Annotated in this window: 14 protein-coding genes and 2 pseudogenes; 5 read left to right on the forward strand and 11 right to left on the reverse strand. The window is 62.7% G+C overall.

Features of this window, described 5'->3' with window-relative positions; genetic code table 11:
* Window positions 1-432: 432 nt before the first annotated feature.
* The 3 genes and pseudogenes from ACE191_RS21645 to ACE191_RS21655 all read left to right on the forward strand — a co-directional run bounded on the left by ACE191_RS21645 (window position 433) and on the right by ACE191_RS21655 (window position 1,493).
* Window positions 433-576 (forward strand): hypothetical protein, encoded by a 144-nt coding sequence (locus ACE191_RS21645; protein ID WP_400194355.1) that lies wholly within the window; start codon window positions 433-435, stop codon window positions 574-576.
* Window positions 577-591: 15 nt separating this feature from the next.
* A pseudogene (locus tag ACE191_RS21650) lies at window positions 592-786 on the forward strand (IS630 family transposase); the annotation flags it as partial.
* Entirely contained in the window at window positions 714-1,493 is a 780-nt protein-coding gene (locus ACE191_RS21655) for an IS630 family transposase (RefSeq protein WP_400194353.1), read from the forward strand. The pseudogene ACE191_RS21650 and the gene ACE191_RS21655, both read left to right, overlap by 73 nt.
* A 13-nt stretch (window positions 1,494-1,506) precedes the next feature.
* Here ACE191_RS21655 and ACE191_RS21660 read toward each other — a convergent pair whose 3' ends face one another.
* From ACE191_RS21660 to ACE191_RS21705, 10 genes are all read right to left on the reverse strand, one after another.
* Entirely contained in the window at window positions 1,507-3,525 is a 2,019-nt protein-coding gene (locus ACE191_RS21660) for a TonB-dependent receptor plug domain-containing protein (RefSeq protein ID WP_400194340.1), read from the reverse strand.
* A gap of 260 nt (window positions 3,526-3,785) precedes the next feature.
* Window positions 3,786-4,742, reverse strand: a complete 957-nt coding sequence (locus ACE191_RS21665) for an FAD binding domain-containing protein (protein WP_400194341.1) — start codon at window positions 4,740-4,742, stop codon at window positions 3,786-3,788.
* Window positions 4,743-4,804: 62 nt separating this feature from the next.
* Window positions 4,805-7,279, reverse strand: coding sequence for a xanthine dehydrogenase family protein molybdopterin-binding subunit (locus ACE191_RS21670; RefSeq protein ID WP_400194342.1), 2,475 nt, complete (start codon window positions 7,277-7,279; stop codon window positions 4,805-4,807).
* 83 nt (window positions 7,280-7,362) lie between these two features.
* Window positions 7,363-8,106 (reverse strand): (2Fe-2S)-binding protein, encoded by a 744-nt coding sequence (locus ACE191_RS21675; protein ID WP_400194343.1) that lies wholly within the window; start codon window positions 8,104-8,106, stop codon window positions 7,363-7,365.
* A 267-nt stretch (window positions 8,107-8,373) separates the two neighbouring features.
* Window positions 8,374-11,988 carry an Ig-like domain-containing protein gene (locus ACE191_RS21680; RefSeq protein WP_400194344.1) on the reverse strand — a complete coding sequence of 1,205 codons (3,615 nt, stop codon included), beginning with the start codon at window positions 11,986-11,988 and terminating at the stop codon, window positions 8,374-8,376.
* A gap of 575 nt (window positions 11,989-12,563) precedes the next feature.
* The gene (locus ACE191_RS21685; protein ID WP_400194345.1) at window positions 12,564-13,016 is read right to left on the reverse strand and encodes a RidA family protein; all 453 of its coding nucleotides are present in this window, start codon (window positions 13,014-13,016) and stop codon (window positions 12,564-12,566) included.
* Between the two features lie 525 nt (window positions 13,017-13,541).
* The gene (locus ACE191_RS21690; protein ID WP_400194354.1) at window positions 13,542-14,027 is read right to left on the reverse strand and encodes a DDE-type integrase/transposase/recombinase; all 486 of its coding nucleotides are present in this window, start codon (window positions 14,025-14,027) and stop codon (window positions 13,542-13,544) included.
* Between the two features lie 491 nt (window positions 14,028-14,518).
* Complete coding sequence (locus tag ACE191_RS21695; RefSeq protein ID WP_400194346.1) at window positions 14,519-14,659, reverse strand: transposase; 141 nt, start codon at window positions 14,657-14,659, stop codon at window positions 14,519-14,521.
* 806 nt (window positions 14,660-15,465) lie between these two features.
* Window positions 15,466-16,134, reverse strand: coding sequence for an HAD family hydrolase (locus ACE191_RS21700; RefSeq protein ID WP_400194347.1), 669 nt, complete (start codon window positions 16,132-16,134; stop codon window positions 15,466-15,468).
* A 358-nt stretch (window positions 16,135-16,492) separates the two neighbouring features.
* Window positions 16,493-17,299, reverse strand: coding sequence for a hypothetical protein (locus ACE191_RS21705; protein WP_400194348.1), 807 nt, complete (start codon window positions 17,297-17,299; stop codon window positions 16,493-16,495).
* Window positions 17,300-19,149: 1,850 nt separating this feature from the next.
* Between ACE191_RS21705 and ACE191_RS21710 the strand changes: the two genes are divergently transcribed.
* Both ACE191_RS21710 and ACE191_RS21715 read left to right on the forward strand, forming a co-directional pair.
* On the forward strand, window positions 19,150-19,476 hold the full coding sequence (locus tag ACE191_RS21710; protein WP_400194349.1) for a transposase: 327 nt from the start codon (window positions 19,150-19,152) through the stop codon (window positions 19,474-19,476).
* 47 nt (window positions 19,477-19,523) lie between these two features.
* Window positions 19,524-19,718, forward strand: a complete 195-nt coding sequence (locus tag ACE191_RS21715) for a hypothetical protein (protein ID WP_400194350.1) — start codon at window positions 19,524-19,526, stop codon at window positions 19,716-19,718.
* 1,057 nt (window positions 19,719-20,775) lie between these two features.
* Here the strand turns inward: ACE191_RS21715 and ACE191_RS21720 are convergent.
* Window positions 20,776-20,914: pseudogene (locus ACE191_RS21720) on the reverse strand (IS110 family transposase); the annotation flags it as partial.

The following is a 20,914-nucleotide window of genomic DNA, read 5'->3' on the forward strand; positions in this document are numbered from 1 at the left end:
TAGCCCTGGCCTTGCTGGCGCAGGATGCTACTAAATTGTGCTTCACTTGAACACCCTATGGAATGGGGCTGTGGGAAGTGAGATTTCTCCCTTTCCTCTGCTTTTTCTTAGCCTATTAGGCGGGGCAGCTTACAATCAATGCAGTAGCTAGGCCCCGAGCAACGTACCTAGCGACTTGTAGACGTTGATAGGAGCGCCCCCTGCGTGCGTTAAATATGACGTAGGGAAGGTGCCCAGCACCAACCCCGACGTGAATTAAAGGCCGTATCACATTCGTGTGAAAAACCTAAGTGTTAGATGACGGGCCAATCGTCCAGTAAAGTAAACTAGTAGATCAAATCGGTTATTTTGACGGGTGTAACTCCTGAACCGATGCCGAAGCAGTACCGATTAACCTTGAGCGCGGAGGAGTCCGCGCTGTTGGAGGCGATAGTGGCCCAACGCCGGGCCAAGAGCGTGGTCGTGGTGCGGGCACAGTGCCTGCTGGCCGTGGCCAACAACGGGCTGGGCTGGAGCGACATGCAGGCGGTGGAGGCCTACGGGGCGAGCGTGCGCACGCTCGAGCGCCTGCGCTAACGCGCCTGCGAAGCGGGCGTGGAAGCGGCCCTGCACGGGCAGCCACGCCAGCACTGGCCGGCCAGCAAGTACACCGGGGAGGTGGAAGCTCACCTGGTGGCCGCAGCCTGCTCGGCCCCGCCCGACGGGCATCCGCACTGGACGCTGCAGCTCTTGGCCCAGCGCCTGGTGGCGCCCGACGTGTTGCTCGCAGCCAGCGCGGCCGGGGTCGGGCGCGTGCTCAAAAGAACGAGCTCAAGCCGTGGAAGCGGCAGATGTGGGTGATTGCCCCGTCGCAGAAAGCGGCCTTCGCCTGCACCGTGGAGCGGGTGCTGGACGTCTACCAGCGGCCTTACGACCCGGCCCATCCGATCATGTGCCTGGACGAGTCGCCCAAGCAACTCATCCGCGTAAGCCGTACGTCCGTCGTGTTGCCCGACGGCGGCACCCGCTACGACGCGGAGTACCACCGCCACGGCGTGGTGCAGCTCTACCTGCTGCACGAGCCCTTGCGTGGCTGGCGACGCGTGCAGCCCGAAGCGCGCCACGACCGGCTCACCTTCGCCCGCGTAGTGGCCCGCCTGCTGGAGCAGGACTACCCTACCGCCGAGCGCGTGACCCTGGTGCTCGACAACCTCTCGGCCCACCAGCCCGCGGCGCTCTGCGAGGTCTTTCCGCCCGAACGCGCCCATGCCCTATTTCAGCGCGTCGAGTTCGTCTTCACCCCCAAACACGGCTCTTGGCTCAACATGGCCGAAAACGAGTTTGCCGCCCTGCTCACCCACGGCCTGCCCGAGCGGGTAGCCGACCACGACCCGCTGGCGCGCCACTGCTTGGCGTGGCAGACGGAACGAAACCAACGCGGGGCGCCCACCAATTGGCAGTTTACTACCGAACAAGCCCGCACTAAGCTCAAACGACTTTACCCGACAACCTAATCGATTTGACCTACTAGCGCGATTGGTAGCGCAGGTTGACGAAAAAGTTGCAGCCGGCCTCGGGAAAGCCCTCGAAAAGGGCGTAGTTGCGGTCGAGCACGTTGTTGACCCCACCTTCCAGCGTCAGGCCTTCGATCAAACGCAGGCGGGCGCTGGCGTTGAACACCGCAAAGCCGCCCACGCGCAGCCCGCCGCTGGTGCTGTAGCGGTCGGAGTTCCACTCCCCGCTGCCCAGCAGGCTAAGCCGGTCCCAGGGCGCGTACTGCACCGAGCCAAACACCTTGTGGGCGGGCGTGTCGATGAAGCGCAGCTCGGGGTTGGTTTGGTTTTCGCGGCGGAGGTAAGTGTAGTTGGCCTCCGCGCGCAGGGCAGACGTCAGTTGCTGGTTTAGCGCAATTTCGCCGCCGTAGTAGCGCGCCCGTCCCGTATTTTGAAGTTGAAACAGTTGCCCTTGCACGTTATTGACTTGCTGAATCACGTCGTCAAGCCGGCTATAAAACACGCTGGCCTGCACCCCCAGCTGAGCCTTGCCCGGCGTTCGGGTGTAGCCCAGTTCGTAGTTCTGGGCGGTTTCCGCCCGCAGGTCGGGGTTGGGCAGGGCTTGGCCCAAGCGGTAGGAATACCGGTCTTTGAGGGTGGCAAAGCGCGTCTTACGCGCCGCCGAAGCCCGCAGCTGGCCAACTGCGGTCGGCGTGTAGAACACGCCGCCCTGCAGGTTAAAGGCAGCGTTGTCGTTGGCGGCGAAGTCGGTAATTTCGCGGGTGGTGCTGTTGTAGTCCTGGGCCCCGTGGCTGGCGCGCCAGTCGTAGCTCAGGCCTGCGGCCAGACGCCAGCGCGAGGTCAGCTGCCAGACGTCTTCGAGCGCCGCGGAGGTGGTCACGTCGGCGAACTGCCGCGGCGGCTCGCCCCGGTTCCACTCGCGGTGCCGATCGTACTTGTAGTGCACGGCCAGGCGCGGGGTATGGCCGGCCAGCGTGGTCAGGCCCGCTTCGGCCGAGCCGCCCGCGGTGTACGCCCGGTAGTAGCTGCGGAAAGCGAAGGGCCGGGCCTGACTCGTGTAAGTTGAGTCGTCGAAAGCGTCGAGCACGTTGGCGAAGCGGTCGAAGTAGACCCGCGTTTTGAAATAGGCTGCGCCGTTGGCTTGGCTCGTGCGCGAGAGGAAATACACTGTTTCCTTGTCCCACTTCGGCCAGCGCCAGTAGCGCACCCGCGGGCGGCTGAAAGCCGGATCGGCGCCGGTGTACACGGGCTGGCCCTTTCTGCCCTGCTGGATGGCGTAGCCAACGGTGTACTCATCGCCGGGGCGAGGCTGAAAGCCGATTTTGCCGCTGAAGCGGGTGTCCGCGCGGTCGGCATTGTCGCGCCGGTCGCCCTTCTCGCGGCGGGTGTCGGCAAAATCGGCCGACAAGGGGTAGTACTCCTGCCGCAGCCGCGCCGCGCTGGCCTGGGCGTAGAATTTGCCCCGCCGGGCGCCGACGTTGACGCTCAGGTTGGCACCGCGCCCACTGAAGGTGCCCGCCGCAGCGCTGTACTCCAGCGGCTTGGCCGGCGCCCGCGACACCAGGTTGATGGCCCCGCCCAGGGCATTGGGCCCGTAGAGCAGCGAGGCAAAGCCCTTCTCTACCCGAATTTCGGCCAGGTCGGCCGTGGTAAAGCGGGCCAGGTCCACGTAGCCGTCGTAGGGCACGTACACCGGGACGCCGTCGAGGAACACGGGTATCTGGCGCAGGTCGAAGCCGCGCAGGTACACGATGGACTCGTTGCGCGGGCCGGTGCTGGCCAGGGCTACGCCGGGCAGCAGGTTCAGGGCCCGGCCCACCTCCAGGCGCTGGTGACGGGTAAAGTCAAGGGCAGTGAGGCGGTTCTGGGCGAAGCCCACCGTATCGGTGTCGCGGCGGCCGATGACTTCCACCACGCCCAATTCGAAGCGTCGGGCCGCGCCGGTAGAATCGGCGGTCTGAGCCAGCAGGGCGTAGGGAAAAGGCAACAACAAGCCGGCACCGGGCAGGGCACGGCAAAGAAATGAAAGCATAATAAACGGAAAGTTATATTGGGATCGTACTGCTGGGTCGCCCGCTGCAAAGCATTCCCGGCCAGCACGGCAGCGACCCGCTTCGGCTACGTCGTCGGGTCCGAATGCCTCCATGGTGCGCAGGCACCACGAAGTAGCCGTTAGCGCGTCAACCAGCAGCCAGGGCTCGTCGCCGCCTTCGGTGGTGCCCAAGCCTGTTTTGCTGCGCAGGTAGCGGCAGATGCCGGCCTGGGGCACGAGGTCCACGGGAATGAATTGCATCAGCTCAGACCAGCGGCTTTAAGGATGGCCCGGCGCACGATGGCCTGGAAGACGGACACTTTGTAGGCGTTTTGCTCCAACGGCGTGGCGTCGGCCACGGCGGCCAGGGCAGCCGCGCGCGCCGTTTCTTCCGTCACGGGCTTGCCCACGAGCACGGCTTCGGCGGCCGGCACGCGCAAGGGCAGCGGGGCAGCGGCGCCCAGTACGATGCTGGCCCGGTGGCATCGCCTTCCCTCCTGCTCCAGCACCACGGCCACGTCGGCGGTGGCCCAGTCGTAGCTTTCCCGCTCGCCGAACTTGATGTACCAGGCGCCCGTACCGGCGGCCGGCTTGGGCAGCAGTACTTCGGTAATCAGCTCGCCGGGCAGGATGCTGGTTTCGCGGCGCACGTCCTGTTCGGGGCGCACGAAGAAGCTTTCCAGCGGCACCCGGCGCACACCCTGCGGACCTTGCAGCTCCACCTGCGCCCCGTAGGCCACAAGGGCCGTGCTGACGCTGGAGCCGTGCACGGCCGAGCACGTCTGGTTGCCGATGATGCCGTGGTACTTGTTCTCGGCCCCGGGCTCGTTGGCGAAGCACTTGGTTCCGCCTTTCTTCAGGCACTGAAAATGCTCGTTGCGGAAGTACCAGCAGCGCGGGCGTTGCAGAATGTTGCCGCCCAGCGTGGCCGCGTTGCGCAACTGCGGGGTAGCCGCGTGGGCCACGGCCTCGGCGAGGGCGACGTAGCGCTGGCGCAAGGTCTGGTCGGCTTCGAGCTGAGCCAGGGTCACCAGGGCGCCGAGGCTTACGCCGTCCTTGCTTTCGGTGATGCTGCTCATCTTGGGCAAGTTGAGCACGCTCACCACCCGGGCGGGCTGCAGGAGGTACTCCTTCATCAGGTCGAGCAAGTCCACGCCGCCGGCTTTGTAGACAGCGGCCGACGCGGGCTTGGAGGCCGGCAGCATGGCGTCGGACACCAGCAGGGTGCGCTGGCCGTGGGCCTACTTGACGCTTTGGGCGTCCATCCATTCAAAGGCGTTCATAGGCGGCCAGTGGCTTTGGTTTGGGCGGAAAGGGCTTGCAGGATGCGCTGGGGCGTGATGGGCAGCTCCCGGATGCGCACCCCGATGGCGTTGTAGACGGCGTTGGCCACCGCGGCGGCCGTGGCCACGTTGGCCGATTCGGCAATGCCTAGGGCGTCGGTGCTGGAGGTGGCGGTGTATTCCTCCACCAGGTGAATCTCGATCTGGGGCACTTCGCGGGCACCCAGAATTTTGTACTGGTCGAGGTTGGCGTTCATCATGTAACCGTAGTTGCGGTCCATGTGCCGGTTTTCGTACAAGGCCCAGCTCACGCCCTGAATCACGCCGCCGTTGATCTGGCTTTCGAGCTGCAGCGGGTTGAGCGGGCGGCCGCAGTCGTGCACGGCCACTACGCGCTCCACCTTCACGTAGCCGGTTTCGGTGTCCACGCTGACTTCGGCAAACTGCACCCCGCCCGAGCGGCCGAACATGGTGCCGTAATTGTCTTTGCGTTCTGCCAGCGCGGAAATTTGGTCGGTCGGCAACTTTGCCGCGGCTTCCTTGAAACTCAGGCTCTTGGCAGGATTTCCTTGCACCACGATGCGCCCGCTTTGGAACAGCAGTTCGCTGGGCGCTACGCCCAGCACCGGGGCAGCCAGGGCCAGCAGCTGTTGGCCTGCCTTGTAGGTAGCGTTGCGCGCCGGCGGCGTAATAGAGGGCGTTGTCATGCTCCCACCCGAAGGCGGGCCGGGCGGGTGCAAGGAGTCCCCAATGCGCACGGTGATATCAGCCGGTTGCAACCCGAGTTCTTCGGCGACCACCTGCGCCAGAATGGTGCGGGTGCCGGTGCCCAGGTCCTGCACAGCCGACATCAGGGCCACCGATCCGTCGCGGTGGATGCGCACCTCCACGCCCACGCCTTGCGCCATGTAGCGGCCCCACTCGGACTGAGCCACGCCGATGCCGCGTTTGACGGGTCCGGGCGATGCGCCCGGCGCTTTTCGCAGCTGCTTCCACCCCACCTTTTCCGCTCCGATCTGCCGCTGCAAACGGCGCATTTCGCTGGCGTCGATTTTGTCGCGCAGGGCCAGTGCGTCTTGCCCGACGCGTTCGGCCAGCTCGTCGATGAGTTGCTCCAGCGCGAAGGCGCCCTGCGGGGCACCGGGCGCCCGGAACGCGGCCCCCGGCCCGGCGTGCGTCAGCACGTCATACTGAGCTACTTTGGTGTTCGGGCAGGTTTGGTACATTTCAACGGCTATCCAACCCACGCCCGCGCCCAGGCCCACGCCCGCCGACCCGTACGCGGTCTGCTCCAGAACGGTCAGGGTACCGTCCTTTTTGGCGCCGATGCGCAGCCGCTGCAGGGAGCTGGGGCGGTTGCCCTCGGCCAGGTGTTCCTCGCGGCGGTCGAGCATAAGGCGCACGGGCCGGCCGGTTTGCTTCGACAGGTTGGTGGCGGCCACGCCGTAGTTCCCGGCCCCGTACTTGGCCCCGAAGCCCCCGCCCATAAATTCAGTAATGACGCGCACGTTGCTGGCCGGCAGCGAAAACAACTCGGCAAACTCGTTGCGGGCCCCGCTTACGTGCTGGGTCGAGATGTAGACCGTTAAGCCCTCGGGTTTCCAGTCGGCCACCACGCCGTGGGTTTCCAACGGGCAGTGGGTTTGCACCTGGGTGCGGTACTCGCCTTCGACGATGACTTCCGCTTCCTGAAGGCCCTTGGCCGCGTCGCCGCGGGTGCCGCCGGGGTTGGGGCCGCGCACGTTGCCTTGCTGCGGCAGGGCGGCGTCGGCCCCGCCGCCGCCGGCGGTTTCGTTTTGGTTTACCCGCCGCCCTCCGAAGACCAGCGGCGCGTTGGGCTGCCGGGCCTGCTCGAGGTCCACCACGAAGGGCAGCACCTCGTACTCGACCCGGATGAGCCGGGCCGCTTCGTCGGCGGCCTGCTGGGAGGTGGCGGCCACGGCCGCGATGGGCTGGCCTACGTAGCGGATGACGGGAAACTGGCTGCCGGTGGGCTCCGGCCCGACTTTGGGGTTGGCGTGCTGCGGGTCGCGCACTTCCACGGCCGTGCCCATTACTTTTTGGATGAGGTACACCCCCTGCACGCCGGTGTAGCGCTCGGCCGCGCTCGAATCCACGGCGCGGATGCGTGCGTGCGGGTGGGGCGAGCGGTGCATGCGGGCGTAGAGCATGCCCGGCAGGTGCACGTCGTAGGTGTAGCGGGCCTGGCCGGTGACCTTCTGTCGGGCATCGAGGCGGCGTACCCGCTTGCCGATGACGTTCAGGTCCTTGTTGAGCGGCAAGGCGGGCGGCTCGTCGGCGGGCACCTCGCGCACTACCGGCTTCAGGTTGACGCCGGGTACGCCCACGGGCAGGGTGAGCCGCTTGGTCGCTGGCGCCTGTCCGGGTACGGGCGCGGCCAGCGCCGCTTTCAGGAGCTCGAACTTGCCGGCCTTCTTAGCCCCTTTTTTTAGTTTACGGTAGCTCGCCATGGGGACGATTTACAAGGAAGATAAGCCGTGAAGCATGCCGGGGGAGTAAGTAATTCAGCGGCGAAGGCCTGTTCACTCACTGCTCAGCGCTTCGCCAGCGCCTGCATGGCTTCGAAGATCTTGGGGTAGGTGCCGCAGCGGCAGAGGTTGCCGCTCAGAGCGGCTTTCACCTCCTCCAGGCTGGGCTGGGCGTTGCGCTTTAGCAAGGGGGCGCAGCTCATCACCATGCCGGGCGTGCAGAAGCCGCACTGTTGGGCGTCGTGCTCGATGAAGGCGGCCTGCACCGGGTGCAGCTGCCCGTTCCGCTCCAGCCCTTCCACGGTGGTGACTTCGCGCTTGCCTACTTCCACGGCCAGGGTCATGCAGCTGTTGACGGGCAGGCCGTCGAGCCAGACGGTGCAGGCCGAGCAGGCGCCGCGGTTGCACACCACCTTGGTGCCGGTCAGGTGCAGCTCGTCGCGCAGTACCTCGGCCAGGGTTTGGCGCGGCTCGATGCTGACCATGCGCCGCTCCCCGTTGACCTTGAAGCTAATGCCCGTGCGGCCCGGGCCAAGGGCCGCCGGCTCGGCGGGCGCGGCTTCGGCCAAAGAACCCAGACCGGTACTGAGCACGACGCCGCTGGCGGCCGTCAGGCCCGCCCCTTTCAGGAAGCCTCGGCGCGAGAGGCCGCCGGACGGGACCTGTTGGTCAGAGGATTCGGGTGGGTTAGGACACGAAGGGTTAGATTCTAAACTGTGGGGAAGGATTGGAGCGTCAAAGACGCGCAGCAAGCAGCAGGCATTGCAAAACTGAAATGAATACAAATGCTTGCAGCACGCAAAAACCATCTATACCACTGGTAGGACGGTCGGGCTGGGCACTGGCGCCAGCACAAGGTTCGGCTAAGAAGCTGTTTGAGTTAATAACAATGGTCACGCTGAGCTTGTCGAAGCATCTCTACCGAACGACACCCGGATGAAGCGGTAGAGATGCTTCGACAAGCTCAGCGTGACGTTCTGAGGTGCTTTTTGGCTAACTCAACCAGCTTTTTAAGCAAGCCTCATTGCATGTTCCCAGGGTGGCGGCATTGTCCGCTAGCGGCGGTTTACATGCGTTCAGTCTTGTTTGATGAAGCGTTTCACTACGTGGGTAGCAGGGCCACCGACGGTGAGCAGGTAGGCACCGGCGCGCAGGCCATCGATGGCAATCGGTACCGGTCCCATGCGGTCCAGGGTTTGCGTGAGCACCTGGCGTCCGAGCATATCGGTTACCGTGATGGTGTAGACGTGCTCCGGAAAGGCACTCAAGTCCAGTAACACGGTTCGCGAGGCCGGATTGGGCGTGAGCGTCACCTGTGCGGAATGCGGCCCGAAGACTACCACGCGCACGGGCGAAACGTCAGCCGTACCGTCGACGTCGATTTGCCGCAGGCGGTAGTAGTATTGGGGTGCCAGTTTGGCGCCCAGGCGGTCGGTGTAGGTGTAATGCGTCGGCTGAGCCGTGGTGCCCTGACCCGCCAGCGTAGCCACCCGCGCATAGCGCAGGCCGTCCGCAGAGCGCTCCACCTCGAAACGGGCGTTGTTCAGTTCCTGGGCGGTGCTCCACGTTAGGACCGCCGTGGTCCCCTTGGCTTTGGCGTCAAAGCGGGCAAGGACTACGGGCAGCGGCTGCGAGGTACAGTTGTTCGCAGCCCGGGTGATGTTGGGCAAGTCGCCTTGCGTCAGGTTGTTGCGCACCGCGCTGCTGAATTGGGTACCGGCACTGGCTCCGTAGGCCGAAGCCAAACTGACGCTACCGTTAGTCGAGGTGAGATTGGTCACACCTGATTGACCGGGTTGGGCCTGTACGGTGACGGGCGAGGAAGTGTACACCACCCCAGCGGAGCCACCGCCACCTGGACCGTGAGAGCCTCTGCCATCGCCCGTGTTGGAGCCACCGGTACCGCCGTTGGCCAGTACGGTAATAGCGCCCGCGTTGAAACTAGCCAGCAGCACGACCGTGCCACCCGCTCCGCCGCCGCCACTGCCGTCGTTGAGCACGGTGGCAGTGTTGTGCGCTCCGCTCACGTTGATGATGCCCGTGCCACTCACTTGGTTGGCGTTGATGATGACGATGCCGCCCCCGGCCGTGCCGCTGGAAGCAAAGCCCGGGGTGGTGGGCGCCACCCCGCCGGCCAGGGTACCGGTGCCGTCGTTGGTGGTGCCGGCCCCGCCGCCGCCGCCCATGACGACGCGGCTGGGGCTGGCGGCCAGGAAGGGCGCGCCGCCGTTGCCGCCCGTCGCGGTGGCCGAACCCCAAGCGTTGCCGCCCTGGCCGCCGGAGCCCCCGTTGGAGCCGCCGCCGCCGCCCGTGTTGTTCTCGTTGTTGCTGATGTTGCCGTCGGTGCCGCCGCCGCCGGCATTGCCGGGGGCGCCGCGCCCGTGGCTCCCGCCCGGGTAGCCTTCGCTGCCCAGGTCGGTGGCACCGTTGCCGCCGTTGTTCACGTAGCGCGGCGTGCCCGCAATGCCTTCCCCTTTCGAGCCGTGCACGTTGACCGAACTAGGCTGTGCAAAGTCCGTGGTCGTGGGCGTGCCCTCGCCGCCGGTGCGCGCGAGCTGCCGGCCGGCGCCCCCGCGGAAGCCGCGTCCACTGGCATCGATGGTCTGACCGTTGAAGTTGAGCAGGCCGTTGGCTTCCAGCGCCAGTACGCCGCCCGTCTGCCCATCCCAGGCCGGGGGGGCCAACGGGGCGCCCAGGGTCAGGTTGTTGAAGCGCGGGATGCGGATAACCTGGTAGCGCCGTTGGCCGGCCGAGGCCGTGGCCGGGGCGGTGACGTACGTATGGGTCAGCGGCTGCGTAAAGGTGAGTTGCCCCCCTTGAGCGCCCGCCGTAGCCGAGCTGGCGGCTACGTAGCGGTACTCATAGTTGCCGGCCGTCAAGTTCGCGCTTAGCACGCCGCTGACTGCCTCATTCCCGGTCAAGGAACCGTCGCCGTAGGCTTCGGAGTTGGTTGCATTGATGTCGGCACCCTGCATCTGCATGATGAGCACTAAGTCGCCGGGGCCGATGCTGGCGGCGCCCGTGGTGGCCAAGTGGGGCCCTACGCTAAGCGTGTTAGTGTTGGCTTGGGCCGTGCCTTCGCCCGGGTAGTAGGTATTGAGCTGCTGGTTGGCCGTGGTGGTGACCGTACCAGCTGGCACGTCGGGCAAGCAGTCCCGGGCCGTTACCGTGTTGCTGACGCGCACCTGAATGGTGGAAAAGCTTCCGTCGTTGTTGCCGGCAAACGGGTCGCCGTTGGCGGTGGTGCTGCTGGCCGCTGCCGAGCCGGTAATGGTGCCGTTGGCCGGGGCCGTAAAGCGCACAGTGAAGCCCCGCGAAACGCGGGCATCCAGGCTGCCGATGGCGGGCAAGGTGATAATGCCGGTGTTGGGGTCGTAGCTGCCCCCGCCCGAAACCCCGACGTTGTTCAGCCCCGCCGAAATGACGGCCCGCAGCACCACGCCCGTAGCGGTGGAGGGGCCGTGGTTTACGGCCGTGATGTTGAGCACGGTGGCGACGCTCGGTCCGGCCGCACTTGGACCGGTCAGCGTAGCGGCCACGTCGGCCACTTGGGTGATGGTCGTCGTCACGCGGGCATCGGCCAGGGAGCCGTCGTTGTTGGCGGGGTCGGGGTCGGCCGTGCCGCTGCTCGTGCTGGAGCCCGTCACAAGCAGGGTGCCGCCAACCGGCGTCACCAAGGTCACGGCATGTGTACGCTCGGCCCCGCTGGCCAGGTCAACGGGGAAAAACTGCACCAGCCCGGTGTTCGGATCGTACACTTGGTTGTTGGAAGCGGTGACATTAGCTAGCCCGGTCGGCAACTGAATGCGGCCCGCCACCCGGGCAGCGGTGCTGCTGCCGGTGTTGCGCAAGGTGAGCGCGTAGGTGACAAAGCTGCCGGCCGGGGCCGTGCCGCCGGCCGGGGCGGTGAGGCGCGCCACCACGTCAGCCGTGGCGGTTGTGATGCCGACCGTCACGGTCGCAGGGGTGGAGCGCTGCCCCCGCGCATCGGCAATGGTGTACGTAAAAGAGCCGTCGGCCGCGCCCGCGGGTGTGAAGGTGACCACGCCGGTGCTGTTGTTCACCGAAACCGAGCCGTTGCTGACGTTGTTGATTTCAACGGACCCCACGTTGATGTCCGCAGTTCCGTCGCCGTCGGTATCGTTGCCCAGCACGCGGATGGCCACGGCCGTGCTGGCCAGGGTAGCCACCGCGTCGTTGTTGGCCCGCGGCGCCGAGTCCGTTACCGTAACCGAGTAGGCTGTCGCAGGGGAGGTCAATGTATTGTTTGCCGGCCCGGAGCTGGCCGTGTACGTAGCGCTGATGCTGGCTGCGTTGCTGCCGCTGGGCAGGGTACCGCCGGGCTGAAAAAACAAGTTGCCGGCCTCGGTCGGGGCAATAGCAACAGTGCCGCTCAGCGCGGCCGTGCTCGTTTCGCCAAGGTAGAATGTACCCAGGGTAGTGCTTGGGATGGTCAGCGCGTAGCGGGTGATGGCCTCGCCGTTGGCGTCGGTAGCGGCCAGCGCCGGCAGGCGCGTACGCACGGCGGCCCGGTAGCTGACCGACGTGGAAAGGGCTTGGGCCTGCGGCGCATAGCTGGGGATGGTCACCGAAACGATGTTGCTGAAGCTGAGTTGACTGTTCGGTGCCGAAACCCCGGCCGATGCGCTAAGGGTGGTGTTGGCCGCGGCACCGTTGGGCAGCGTGGCCACGATGGTATAGCTGACAGAGTTGCTGATTGTGCGGGGGCTAAATACGATCCGGCCGTTGACGTAAGTAAAGTTCGTATAACTGGTTCCGCCCGGAATCGCGCCCTCGGTAATGACTACCGAGCCCGGCAGCACGGGAGGAGAAGACCCAAACGGGTTAAACTGTATATAATGAGCAGCATTCGCCGTGCTGGTCGTGGTGTTGTACGTCACAGAATAAGTGACCGTAATGGTTCCGGCAGCCGTGGCCACAGGGGCTCCCGCGCTCAAGGAGGTGGTTTGGCCCTGTACGGCTAACGGCGAACAGAGCAGCATAGCCAAGCACACCGAGGCCCATTGTTTTGCGCGCATAGCAGCGCGTAGTATCTCTTGCCACCCGTTGCGGAACGGTTGAGCGTGTAATTGGGTTTCCATAGTGGAAAAAAGTAGAAGAAAATGAAGCGGACCTCGAGGTCAGCCAAAGGACCTTCATGATGACTGCAGTTCGGAATACCTGATCCTCGAGCAGCTTTGTGGGATGCCTGATAAAAAGGCGCGCGGAGCCAGACCTAGCATGGTGGCCTTTTAGGAAAAAGCACTTAGGGTTTGACCGCGGTCATTTCAATTTCCACCAGGGCGTTGGGCATCAGCAAGCGCTTAATTTCCATCCAGGTAGCGGCCGGGTAAATGCCGTTGTAGTAGTTTTTTCGCAGTTCGATCTGCTGGGTAAACGCTGTCAAATCCGTGGCGTACACGTTTTCACGCACCACGTGCTGGAATGTGAGGCCGTGGTGGGCGAGGGTTTTCTCGAAGACTTTATAGATGCCCTCTACCTGTTCGGCCATGGTGCTGCCCTGCGACACGGTACCGGAGATGTGCAGCGTTTTGCCCACCAACACGGCTTGGGCGTACCCGACCTTGTTTTCGCCGGCGTGCAGGTTGTAGGTTTGCCGATCGAGTGGCTTTGCTGGCTTGGCCGATGGGCTAACCTGTGCCGTAGCGGCGAGGCTGGTGCTGCCCAACAGCAATAGTCCCAGAAATAGGGTTCTCATGTATGAAGGGTTTGTGTGCGGAGTTTGTGATGTTGGGGCATTGGCGTGGCAGGTATCCAGAAAGTTGCCTCCTATCACATCATCATGTAGGCCAGAGGTCGCCGGGTCCTACCTCGCCACATTTGGGTGGCGAAATGGCAGCGGGTAACGCCTGGTGCTCCTAAGGCAACGTTCTAAAGCGTGGACTTGGCTGTAGTATTAACTCTGCTGGAAATTGAAATTTCAGACGCTGTCAGTTAATGTATCGAGCCGCAGTTGTGCCGGTGAATCGGCCCTTGCTGCCCACTGACCCCACTGGCGGAACGTAGTACGCCTGCTATCCTTTTGCTAGCCTATGAATGATGAGTTGACCACTAAGACTGTTTGGCGAAGTCGATGGACCTGCCGCGGTCATTATGTGCTTAATACAAGACTAAGGTGGTCCGCTTAGGCAGGACAGTTTAGGGCAGTAGTTTGAAGCAGTTGCTGAGGAGCCCGATAGGGCACCTGATAGTTGATGCTGGAGTGCAGTCGGTCGCGATTGTATTAGTCAAAATAGTCGGCGACGCTGGCCTGGGCGTCGGCCAGGTCGGCGAAAACAGGCCACTCCCGGAGTTCGAGCACTTCCGTTTTGAGCCCGGACCACAGGCGCCCAAAACCAGGAGCCGGTTTTCGGCCTGGGCGTTGTCGTAGCATTCGCCGCGGCGGCTCTGCGAGCGGGCGGCTCGTGCGCGTGGAGCAGCTAGCGGTTGGCGTTGGCGCAGTACTGGCCGCCGCGGTCGGAATGACCGACCAGGTCCATGGGGCGGGCGGTTGGGCCCAAAAGGCGCGCCGCAAGGCCGTGGTCACGAGCTGCGCGTGTATGGTGATTACGTGCCAGCCCACGACGTGCTTGCTGCACGCGTCCTGAAAGGCGCACAAGTAGGCCCAGGCACCGCTAGCGAGCGGCAAATACGTGATGTCCGAGACCCACACCCGATTGGCTTGGGTGGGCCTAGACTGGCCGAGCAGTCGGTTGGGCGCGCACCGCAGACCGTGGGCCGAGCCCGGGTCGTGCGCGGGGCAAAGGCTTGGGGCTGCAGCGCGTGCAGGCCCCGGCGGCGCATGGCCGGGCTAGAGGCGCTGGCGGCCCACCCGGTGACCTTTTTCCCGCAGCGCCACCCGCAGCCGGCGGGTAGCGCTGCGGCGTTTGTGCACGCCCAAGACCTTGACCAGCGCCGTCTCCCAGGCCGGCGTTTCAGGGCTGCCCACCGCCCGCTGCTGGGCGGGCTGCTAGGCGTAAAAGCCGCTGGTCGGCACGCCCAGCACCTGGCACAGGCGCCGCACGGGGTAGTGGCCGCGTTCTTGGGTGATGAAGCGGTAACGGCTCATTGATCCGGCGTCTGCGAAAAGATGGCAATGACTTTTTGTAAAATCCCCAGCTCCTGCGCCTGCCGCCAGGCCTGGGCCCGCAGCTGGCGCTGCTCGGCTGCCGTGGCCGGCCCCAAGGCCGCTGCAACCGGCGTTTGGGCCGCTTCCTGCCACTAGTAGATGCGTTGAGGGTCGATGTTGAGCGCCCGGGCGGCGGCTTGGGCCGAGCGGCTCTGCGCGGCCAAGCGCAGGGCTTCGGCGCGGAAGGCCGCGTCGTACTTGCGGCGTTTGTCAGGTTTGGGCGGGTCTTGCATGACGAAGGAAAGATACAACCCTATTCTGTCCAGACTTAGCCGACCACCTCAGTCCGCGCCCGGACGCGGCGCGACTTCACTTCCTGAACGAGACCGGCCTGCGCTTGGACTACTGCCGCCGCTAAGGCTGGGCCCCGAACGGCCGTAGCGGCGGCTAGACCGTGCCGCTGCGCCGGGGTCGGCAGCAGAATATGGGCGGGGCGTTTTACGTGCGCGGGCTCGAAGCAGTCCAGTTGCTGGAAGGGGCCTAACCAAGCGCAGCTTCGCCTTTTGCGTCAGCCACTGAATGGCCCCCGTGCTGCGGCCGGGCGATATGCTGGTTGGTGTCCCAGGCAACATGCCGGCTCACCGGCTCAACGACCTGCGCCCGTGGCTGGCAGAGTGCGGCGTCGAAGTCGTGTTCCTGCCGCACTACTCGCCCGACTTCGCCCCCTCCCGGGGCAGGCTTGGAGCAAGCTCCAAGCCTGCCCCGGGAGGCCCAGAGCCGCAGCTACGAGGCCCTCGAGCGGCCCTGGAAGAGGCTGTCACTTGGATCAGCAGCCAAGAAGCGCGTAACAGGTTTGACCGCTGCGGCTACCACAACCAGCAGGTAAAGTGAGCGGGCGTAACGTTCCCAAAACCAATGTATTCTGGTATGCGCTATGGTGATAAAGGGAAAACCATCGGCTTCGTCATTTCAATACACCGTATGTTNTTTGACCGCTGCGGCTACCACAACCAGCAGGTAAAGTGAGCGGGCGTAACGTTCCCAAAACCAATGTATTCTGGTATGCGCTATGGTGATAAAGGGAAAACCATCGGCTTCGTCATTTCAATACACCGTATGTTTTCAAATCCGTGCGCAGCTGTTCAGGCGACCGAAAATGAATGCCCAACAGACCTTGTGCAATGGCAGCCTTCACGTTAGTGGGGTTATCGTCAATGAACACCGTGCGCCTGGCCTCTAGCCCATAGCGACATAAAAGGATCTGATAAATTTCAGGGAATGGTTTGCGCGTTTTCTCTTCCCCCGAAATAACAATGCCATCAAACCAGTCTAGGAAAGGGAATAGGCGCAACGCATGCGGAAAGGTCTCGGCTGATGAATTCGTTAGCGCATACAACGAGTACCGGCCGCTGGCACGAAGTTCTTCTAGAATGGCTACAGTGCCCTGAACTGGACCACCGAACATCTCATCTACCCGGTTGTAGTAGGCTTCAATATAGGCTGCGTGTGCCGGATGCTCGGCCACCAATTGAGCTGTCGCTTCGGCTAGTGGCCGGCCGGCATCTTGCGCATCGTTCCATGCCGGTGTACACACAGAGGCGAGAAACTGTTCCATACTGGCCTTATCGTTGAAAAGCTGCCGGTAAAGATGCCGTGGGTTCCAATCAAGGAGCACACCACCCAAATCGAATACGATTGCTGAAGGAATAAGGAAATTAGGGGTTTGCTCAACCAGCTTGGCTTCGAGGCCAATTTGCTCAATGCTCATGGTTAGTCCTGTGAAAAGTTTGAGGAGAAAAGCATATAACAAGTAGTCAGGCCATCTGCGGCCTTGCTACCTCAGTTATTTTGCAGTTTTTGCACTTATTTCAATGATTAAAGTCCCAACGGACTTGAATGCAAGGTCAAGTTTTGGAGCTATTTAGTCGGGGTTGGTATAGTCTTTTACAGCGGCATGGCCGAGACCATGGGGGCTAAGCACCAGTGGAATTGTTCAACTCCGCCCTAGGCGAATTGGCATGCTCATACCATGCGGACTCAACCGGCCTTGAGGCTCCAAATTTACTGCTGTCTGTTGCGGCTCGACCGAAGTGTAAGCAACCGTTCAAACATATAACCTCTTTTGCCTACAAATTGACCGCTTTAAGCAGCTGCTCGTTGGCCATGGTGTAGTCGGTTAGCTCGCTGCCGTCGGAATAGGGCGTGGCGGGCTGGAACTTGGGCCGCTGAAAGCGCACGTAGTCCACGTGCAGGGCCAGATCGGGCTTGCCGTTGGTCACTACCGTGGTATTGAACTTCAGCGGGTCGTTGTGGTACTGCCGGGCCGAGTACCAGTCGGTGTAGGCGTTCAGGCCCACTTGCACGGTGCGGGGCATATCGCGGCGGAAAAACCTCTCATGCACCTGCCACTGCTGCTCGCCTTCGTAGCGGTAAAGCAGCACGAAAGCCGCCCGCACCCGCAGGATGCCCAACTCCACCCAGCCGGCCTTGGCCGGGCGCAGCTTCAGGTTGGAGCGGCTGTTGACGGTGGTCTTCGACTCGAACACCGGCTGGCCGGCGGGCTCGGCGATGCCGGCGGTCAGGAACAGCCAGTTTTCACCGTTAGGCTGCCAGTTGGCGGGCTTCACGGTGGGCCGGGCTTCGCGCACCATCAGCCCGGCCAAGGACCAGGTGGTGGCCGGCAGCTCGGTGGTTTTGCCGGTGACTTTAAGCCGCGAAGTCACCAAGAAGTCGCCGGTGATTTCCTTGTACATGAAGGCGCCGTGGAAATCGGCGTACCAGCCGCTGGTGGTGGGTTCCAGGTAGAGATGGCCTTTGGCGGCGCGGCCGATGTCCGCGCGGGCTACCATGCTGGGCCAGCCTTCGGCTTCGTGGAATTGCTTCCAACGGCTCAGGCCGGTTGCGTCGCTGAACTCTTCGCTCAGCGTTGCCAAATCATCGGGGGCAGGTGGCGGAGGGGTGAAGGCGCTCAGGCACAAAGCGGCCGTTAGAAAGGGAAAAAGGGGAAACCGCAGCTGTTGGCTCATTGATTTGTTACAATCAGGTTTCTTGCATTGACTCGCATATTGAGTGTTGCGTTGCAGTTGTTCCCACCACATGATGATGTGAGGCGTCAAGTCGGCAAGCTGTGCGTCATGGTCACCTTCGGCCATAGATGGCCGCCGCCTTTAGGCGCCCTGCGCTAGCCACTCTCGGGTCTTGCATATTGGTGACCAAGCTGCAAGGCCCGAAAGTGACTAGCTGTATAGCCCCACGGCGGGCCAACGCGGCCTTGCAAGCACCCGGTTCACGGCAGGCAGTCCACACGCGGGCACGTAGGCCAAGCGAATACGGTTTCAACTATGCGCTTAAGGCTGCTGGTGGCAAACGGCCGACCTATTCACTAAGCCGCTATATAGAACTTTGTGTTGTACTTGGCAAGATGATGCACCCAGAAGCGCCTAATCGCCTGTTCCATCCGTTGCGAGGTGCTTGGGGGCGTAGAGTGGCTTTCATATGGTAAATGCGCAAGAGAAGAGAACGGACAAGCATGGGTTAATGAAAAAACGAACTTTTGGCGGAGCGCAGTTCATGGACGTGACGGGTTTTTGGGCAGTCTTGCAGGCTGGGTTGGTACCGTTAACCGAAACGATTTGCTACCCGGTTTTTTAGACTTTCCCGCGTTTAGTCGGCGCAGAATCAGGCCTATAAACCTTGTGGAATAATTTTGTCAGTCTGGGAAGCACAGGAGCGTTGCTGGCTTGGCGGCACGGGGCTTCCTCAACCAGAAGCGGAGCCGGGATGTCCACCTGCCCGATGCGAAAGCTGTGCAGGACGAACTACCAGGTCGAATACTCGTCAACCAGGTGTCGATGCACCCAATGTGTATCCGCCATTCAGCTTGCCCCGCCTTGTCGCCTAGAGCCTGTTATGGACTACTCTGCTGAAAAGGCACTTTCTCAGCGTCCGCAGAAGCCGCTCGCCGCCGCTGCTGCAATGAAGTGGGCCTTTGGGAGCTTGTAACGGCGCTTTTCTGCTCAGGCAAGCTGGGAACGGCTTCGTTTTGACGCAGCAGTGCATAACAGGCTCTAGTCTGCGAATCGAAATGGCTATTTCAGCCACCCAATTGTCAGGCTGGGGCGAGACGTTGGCGAGCCACTTTTGGGGCCCACTAGGGCCGAATGCATCGCCGTTACAAACCTGAGCTTCGGGCTAAATCCCAGCCACGCTTAGATTAAGAGCGTAACCGTTGGATCGGTCGTTGCTGGGGTTCAGCATGCCCCAAAGCAAGTGGTTTTGAAGATAAGGGTATCCCACATCAGCGACCAGACAACGTACTTGCCCAACGAGCTTGGTCGAAACATCGCCGCGCCGGAGTAAATGAATTGTTCGTCGCGCGGGTTACTGATGTAGCCGCTGCCGGCCAGATAAATGGAGCGGAAACGGGTAGCCAAGCCGGCAAGGCGCCAAGCGGGCTAGGCCAGGCCAGCGGCCGGCCGCACGGGTTCCGCAAGCTGGCGGAACCGCTACGAAGGCTGCCAGAAGGAAAAGCGAGCAACGCTCAGAATAAACGGAAGGAAAATAAAGCGGGCCTTGGTAAGGGCATGGCTGAACTGGAGGTTCAACACAAGGCAAGTCTGCCCAACCTCGTCGCAAAAAATATATTGAGCCTGTTTAGAGTTTGGACAGGAAGGAGGTAAAACGCAAAAAGACTCCCAAAGAAGTCGGAGATTTGGGGTGCGACCCACACAAGCCTCGTTCTTCGATAGAAGTCCTGCGCAAAGATATCATCCGCATCTGGCTCTTGCTCTATCTGAGCCTGGGTAGCCGTGGCCCGGAGGGGAAGGCCGAGTTGCTGGAAGTAGTGGAGGCCATTTTGTACAACCTCAAGACCGGTTGCCAGTGGCGGCAACTACCGGTCAAGCATTTCTTCGCCAAAGAGCACTTGACCTGGTCGGGGGTGTACCACCACTTCAACGAATGGCGCAAAGACGGGAGTTGGAAAAAGCGGTGGGTCACCGTCGTACGGCTGCACCGCCGCCGGCTGGACTTGTCCCGCATCCAACTCGATGGCAGCCACACGCCGGCCAAAAACGGCGGGCTGGCAACCACCACGACGCGTTTGACATAGAGACCTCGTTCGGGGAGTTGTGCACCCTGCTGGAAGAAGCGCACCTGTTGCTTGAAGGGCTCTTTCTCAACGCCGACAGCGGCTTCGACACCCACGACTTCCGCCAGCATTGCTTCCGGCGCGGCATCGAAGCCAACATCGCCGCCAACCCCAGGTCGGGCAAGCGGGAAGAAGCCGAAGACCGGTATTTTGACCCCGAACTCTACCGGCAGCGCACGGCTGTTGAGCGCACCAACGCCTAGCTGGACGGGTTCAAAACCCTGCTCGTGCGCTTTGAAACCAGTGCCGAGAATTGGTCGGCCTTTCATTTCCTGGCTTTTACCGTGCTGTTGCTACGCAAAATCCCCCCTGATTACAAACTCTAAACAGGCTCATTAGCTCATCGGTGGCCCTGGCCCGACCAGCAACATGATTTTCGCTCAACGGCGTGCCGGCGCCTACGAACGGGAGCAAGAGCAAGGCGGGTTGCCGCTCCGTCGTTGGTCGGGACCACGCGCCGGTAAGTCGAGTAGTTGTGGCGTTGAGCTAAAAACGGGGGGCAACCGGCCGAACGCGAGTAATTCGGGCTCCGAAAACCCCTGCCGCCAACCGGGTTGCGGACTACAACTTCCACGGCGCGGCGCTGTCTCTTTGCCATGCGCAAGAACACGTCCGTCCTGGCAGTCCCCCGTTGACTGGCCCAAGTGGCCCCCGCTTCCCCAACCTTTTGGCTGCGCGCCGCCCTGCGAATATACTGCATCGGTTGATGCGGCACTAGGCGCCGGGCCAGCACCTGTGGCCCAATTCCGCCGGGCGTCCATAGCTTACGGCTAAGGGCGATGTGCCCGGAAGGACGTGCCCGGCAAAATTAGCACGGGCCATAACGGCGGCAGCTTCCCCTTCATACCTACCCGGAACCTGTTAGCGGCCCCTTCCTCATCGTGCGTAGCAGCAAAGCCGCCGAATACTTTCGTGAAGCCCGCAAACTGCTGAAAGCCAGCACAGATCCCGGATGCTCGAACGGGGGCAAGCAGCAAGGGAGTGAGGCAACACTTCTCCTGGCACTTGGTTTTCTGCCGGGGCCACGGGCCTTGTTTGGCGGCAGGCTACCGGGGCTATCAACTCAAAAGCCTTCCTTTTTTAATCGTTTCTTTCCGGCATTGTGGTCACATTAAAATTGCTGTTCATCGGCAGAACAGCCCGGCGGCGGCCCCCAGGCCGCTTATGATCACCAACTCAGCCCCTCCGATTGGGCGGAAATCTACGGCGATCAGGCTTGCTCGGCTGTACATGAACTGTGTTCAAAGTCAAGGCGGCGGATTTTTGGGCGAAGTCGGGCCGGTAAGCAATGCCTGATTTGACGATGGCGAAAGCTTGCTTGAGCAGCTTGTTGCAGACGGCAATCAGGGCCAGCTTCTTGTGCTTGCCTTTGGCCATGAGCCGCTCGTAGAGCGCTTTG

Origin of the sequence: Hymenobacter sp. B81 (assembly GCF_044628455.1) — a bacterium.
In the GTDB taxonomy this organism is placed as follows: Bacteria; Bacteroidota; Bacteroidia; order Cytophagales; family Hymenobacteraceae; genus Solirubrum.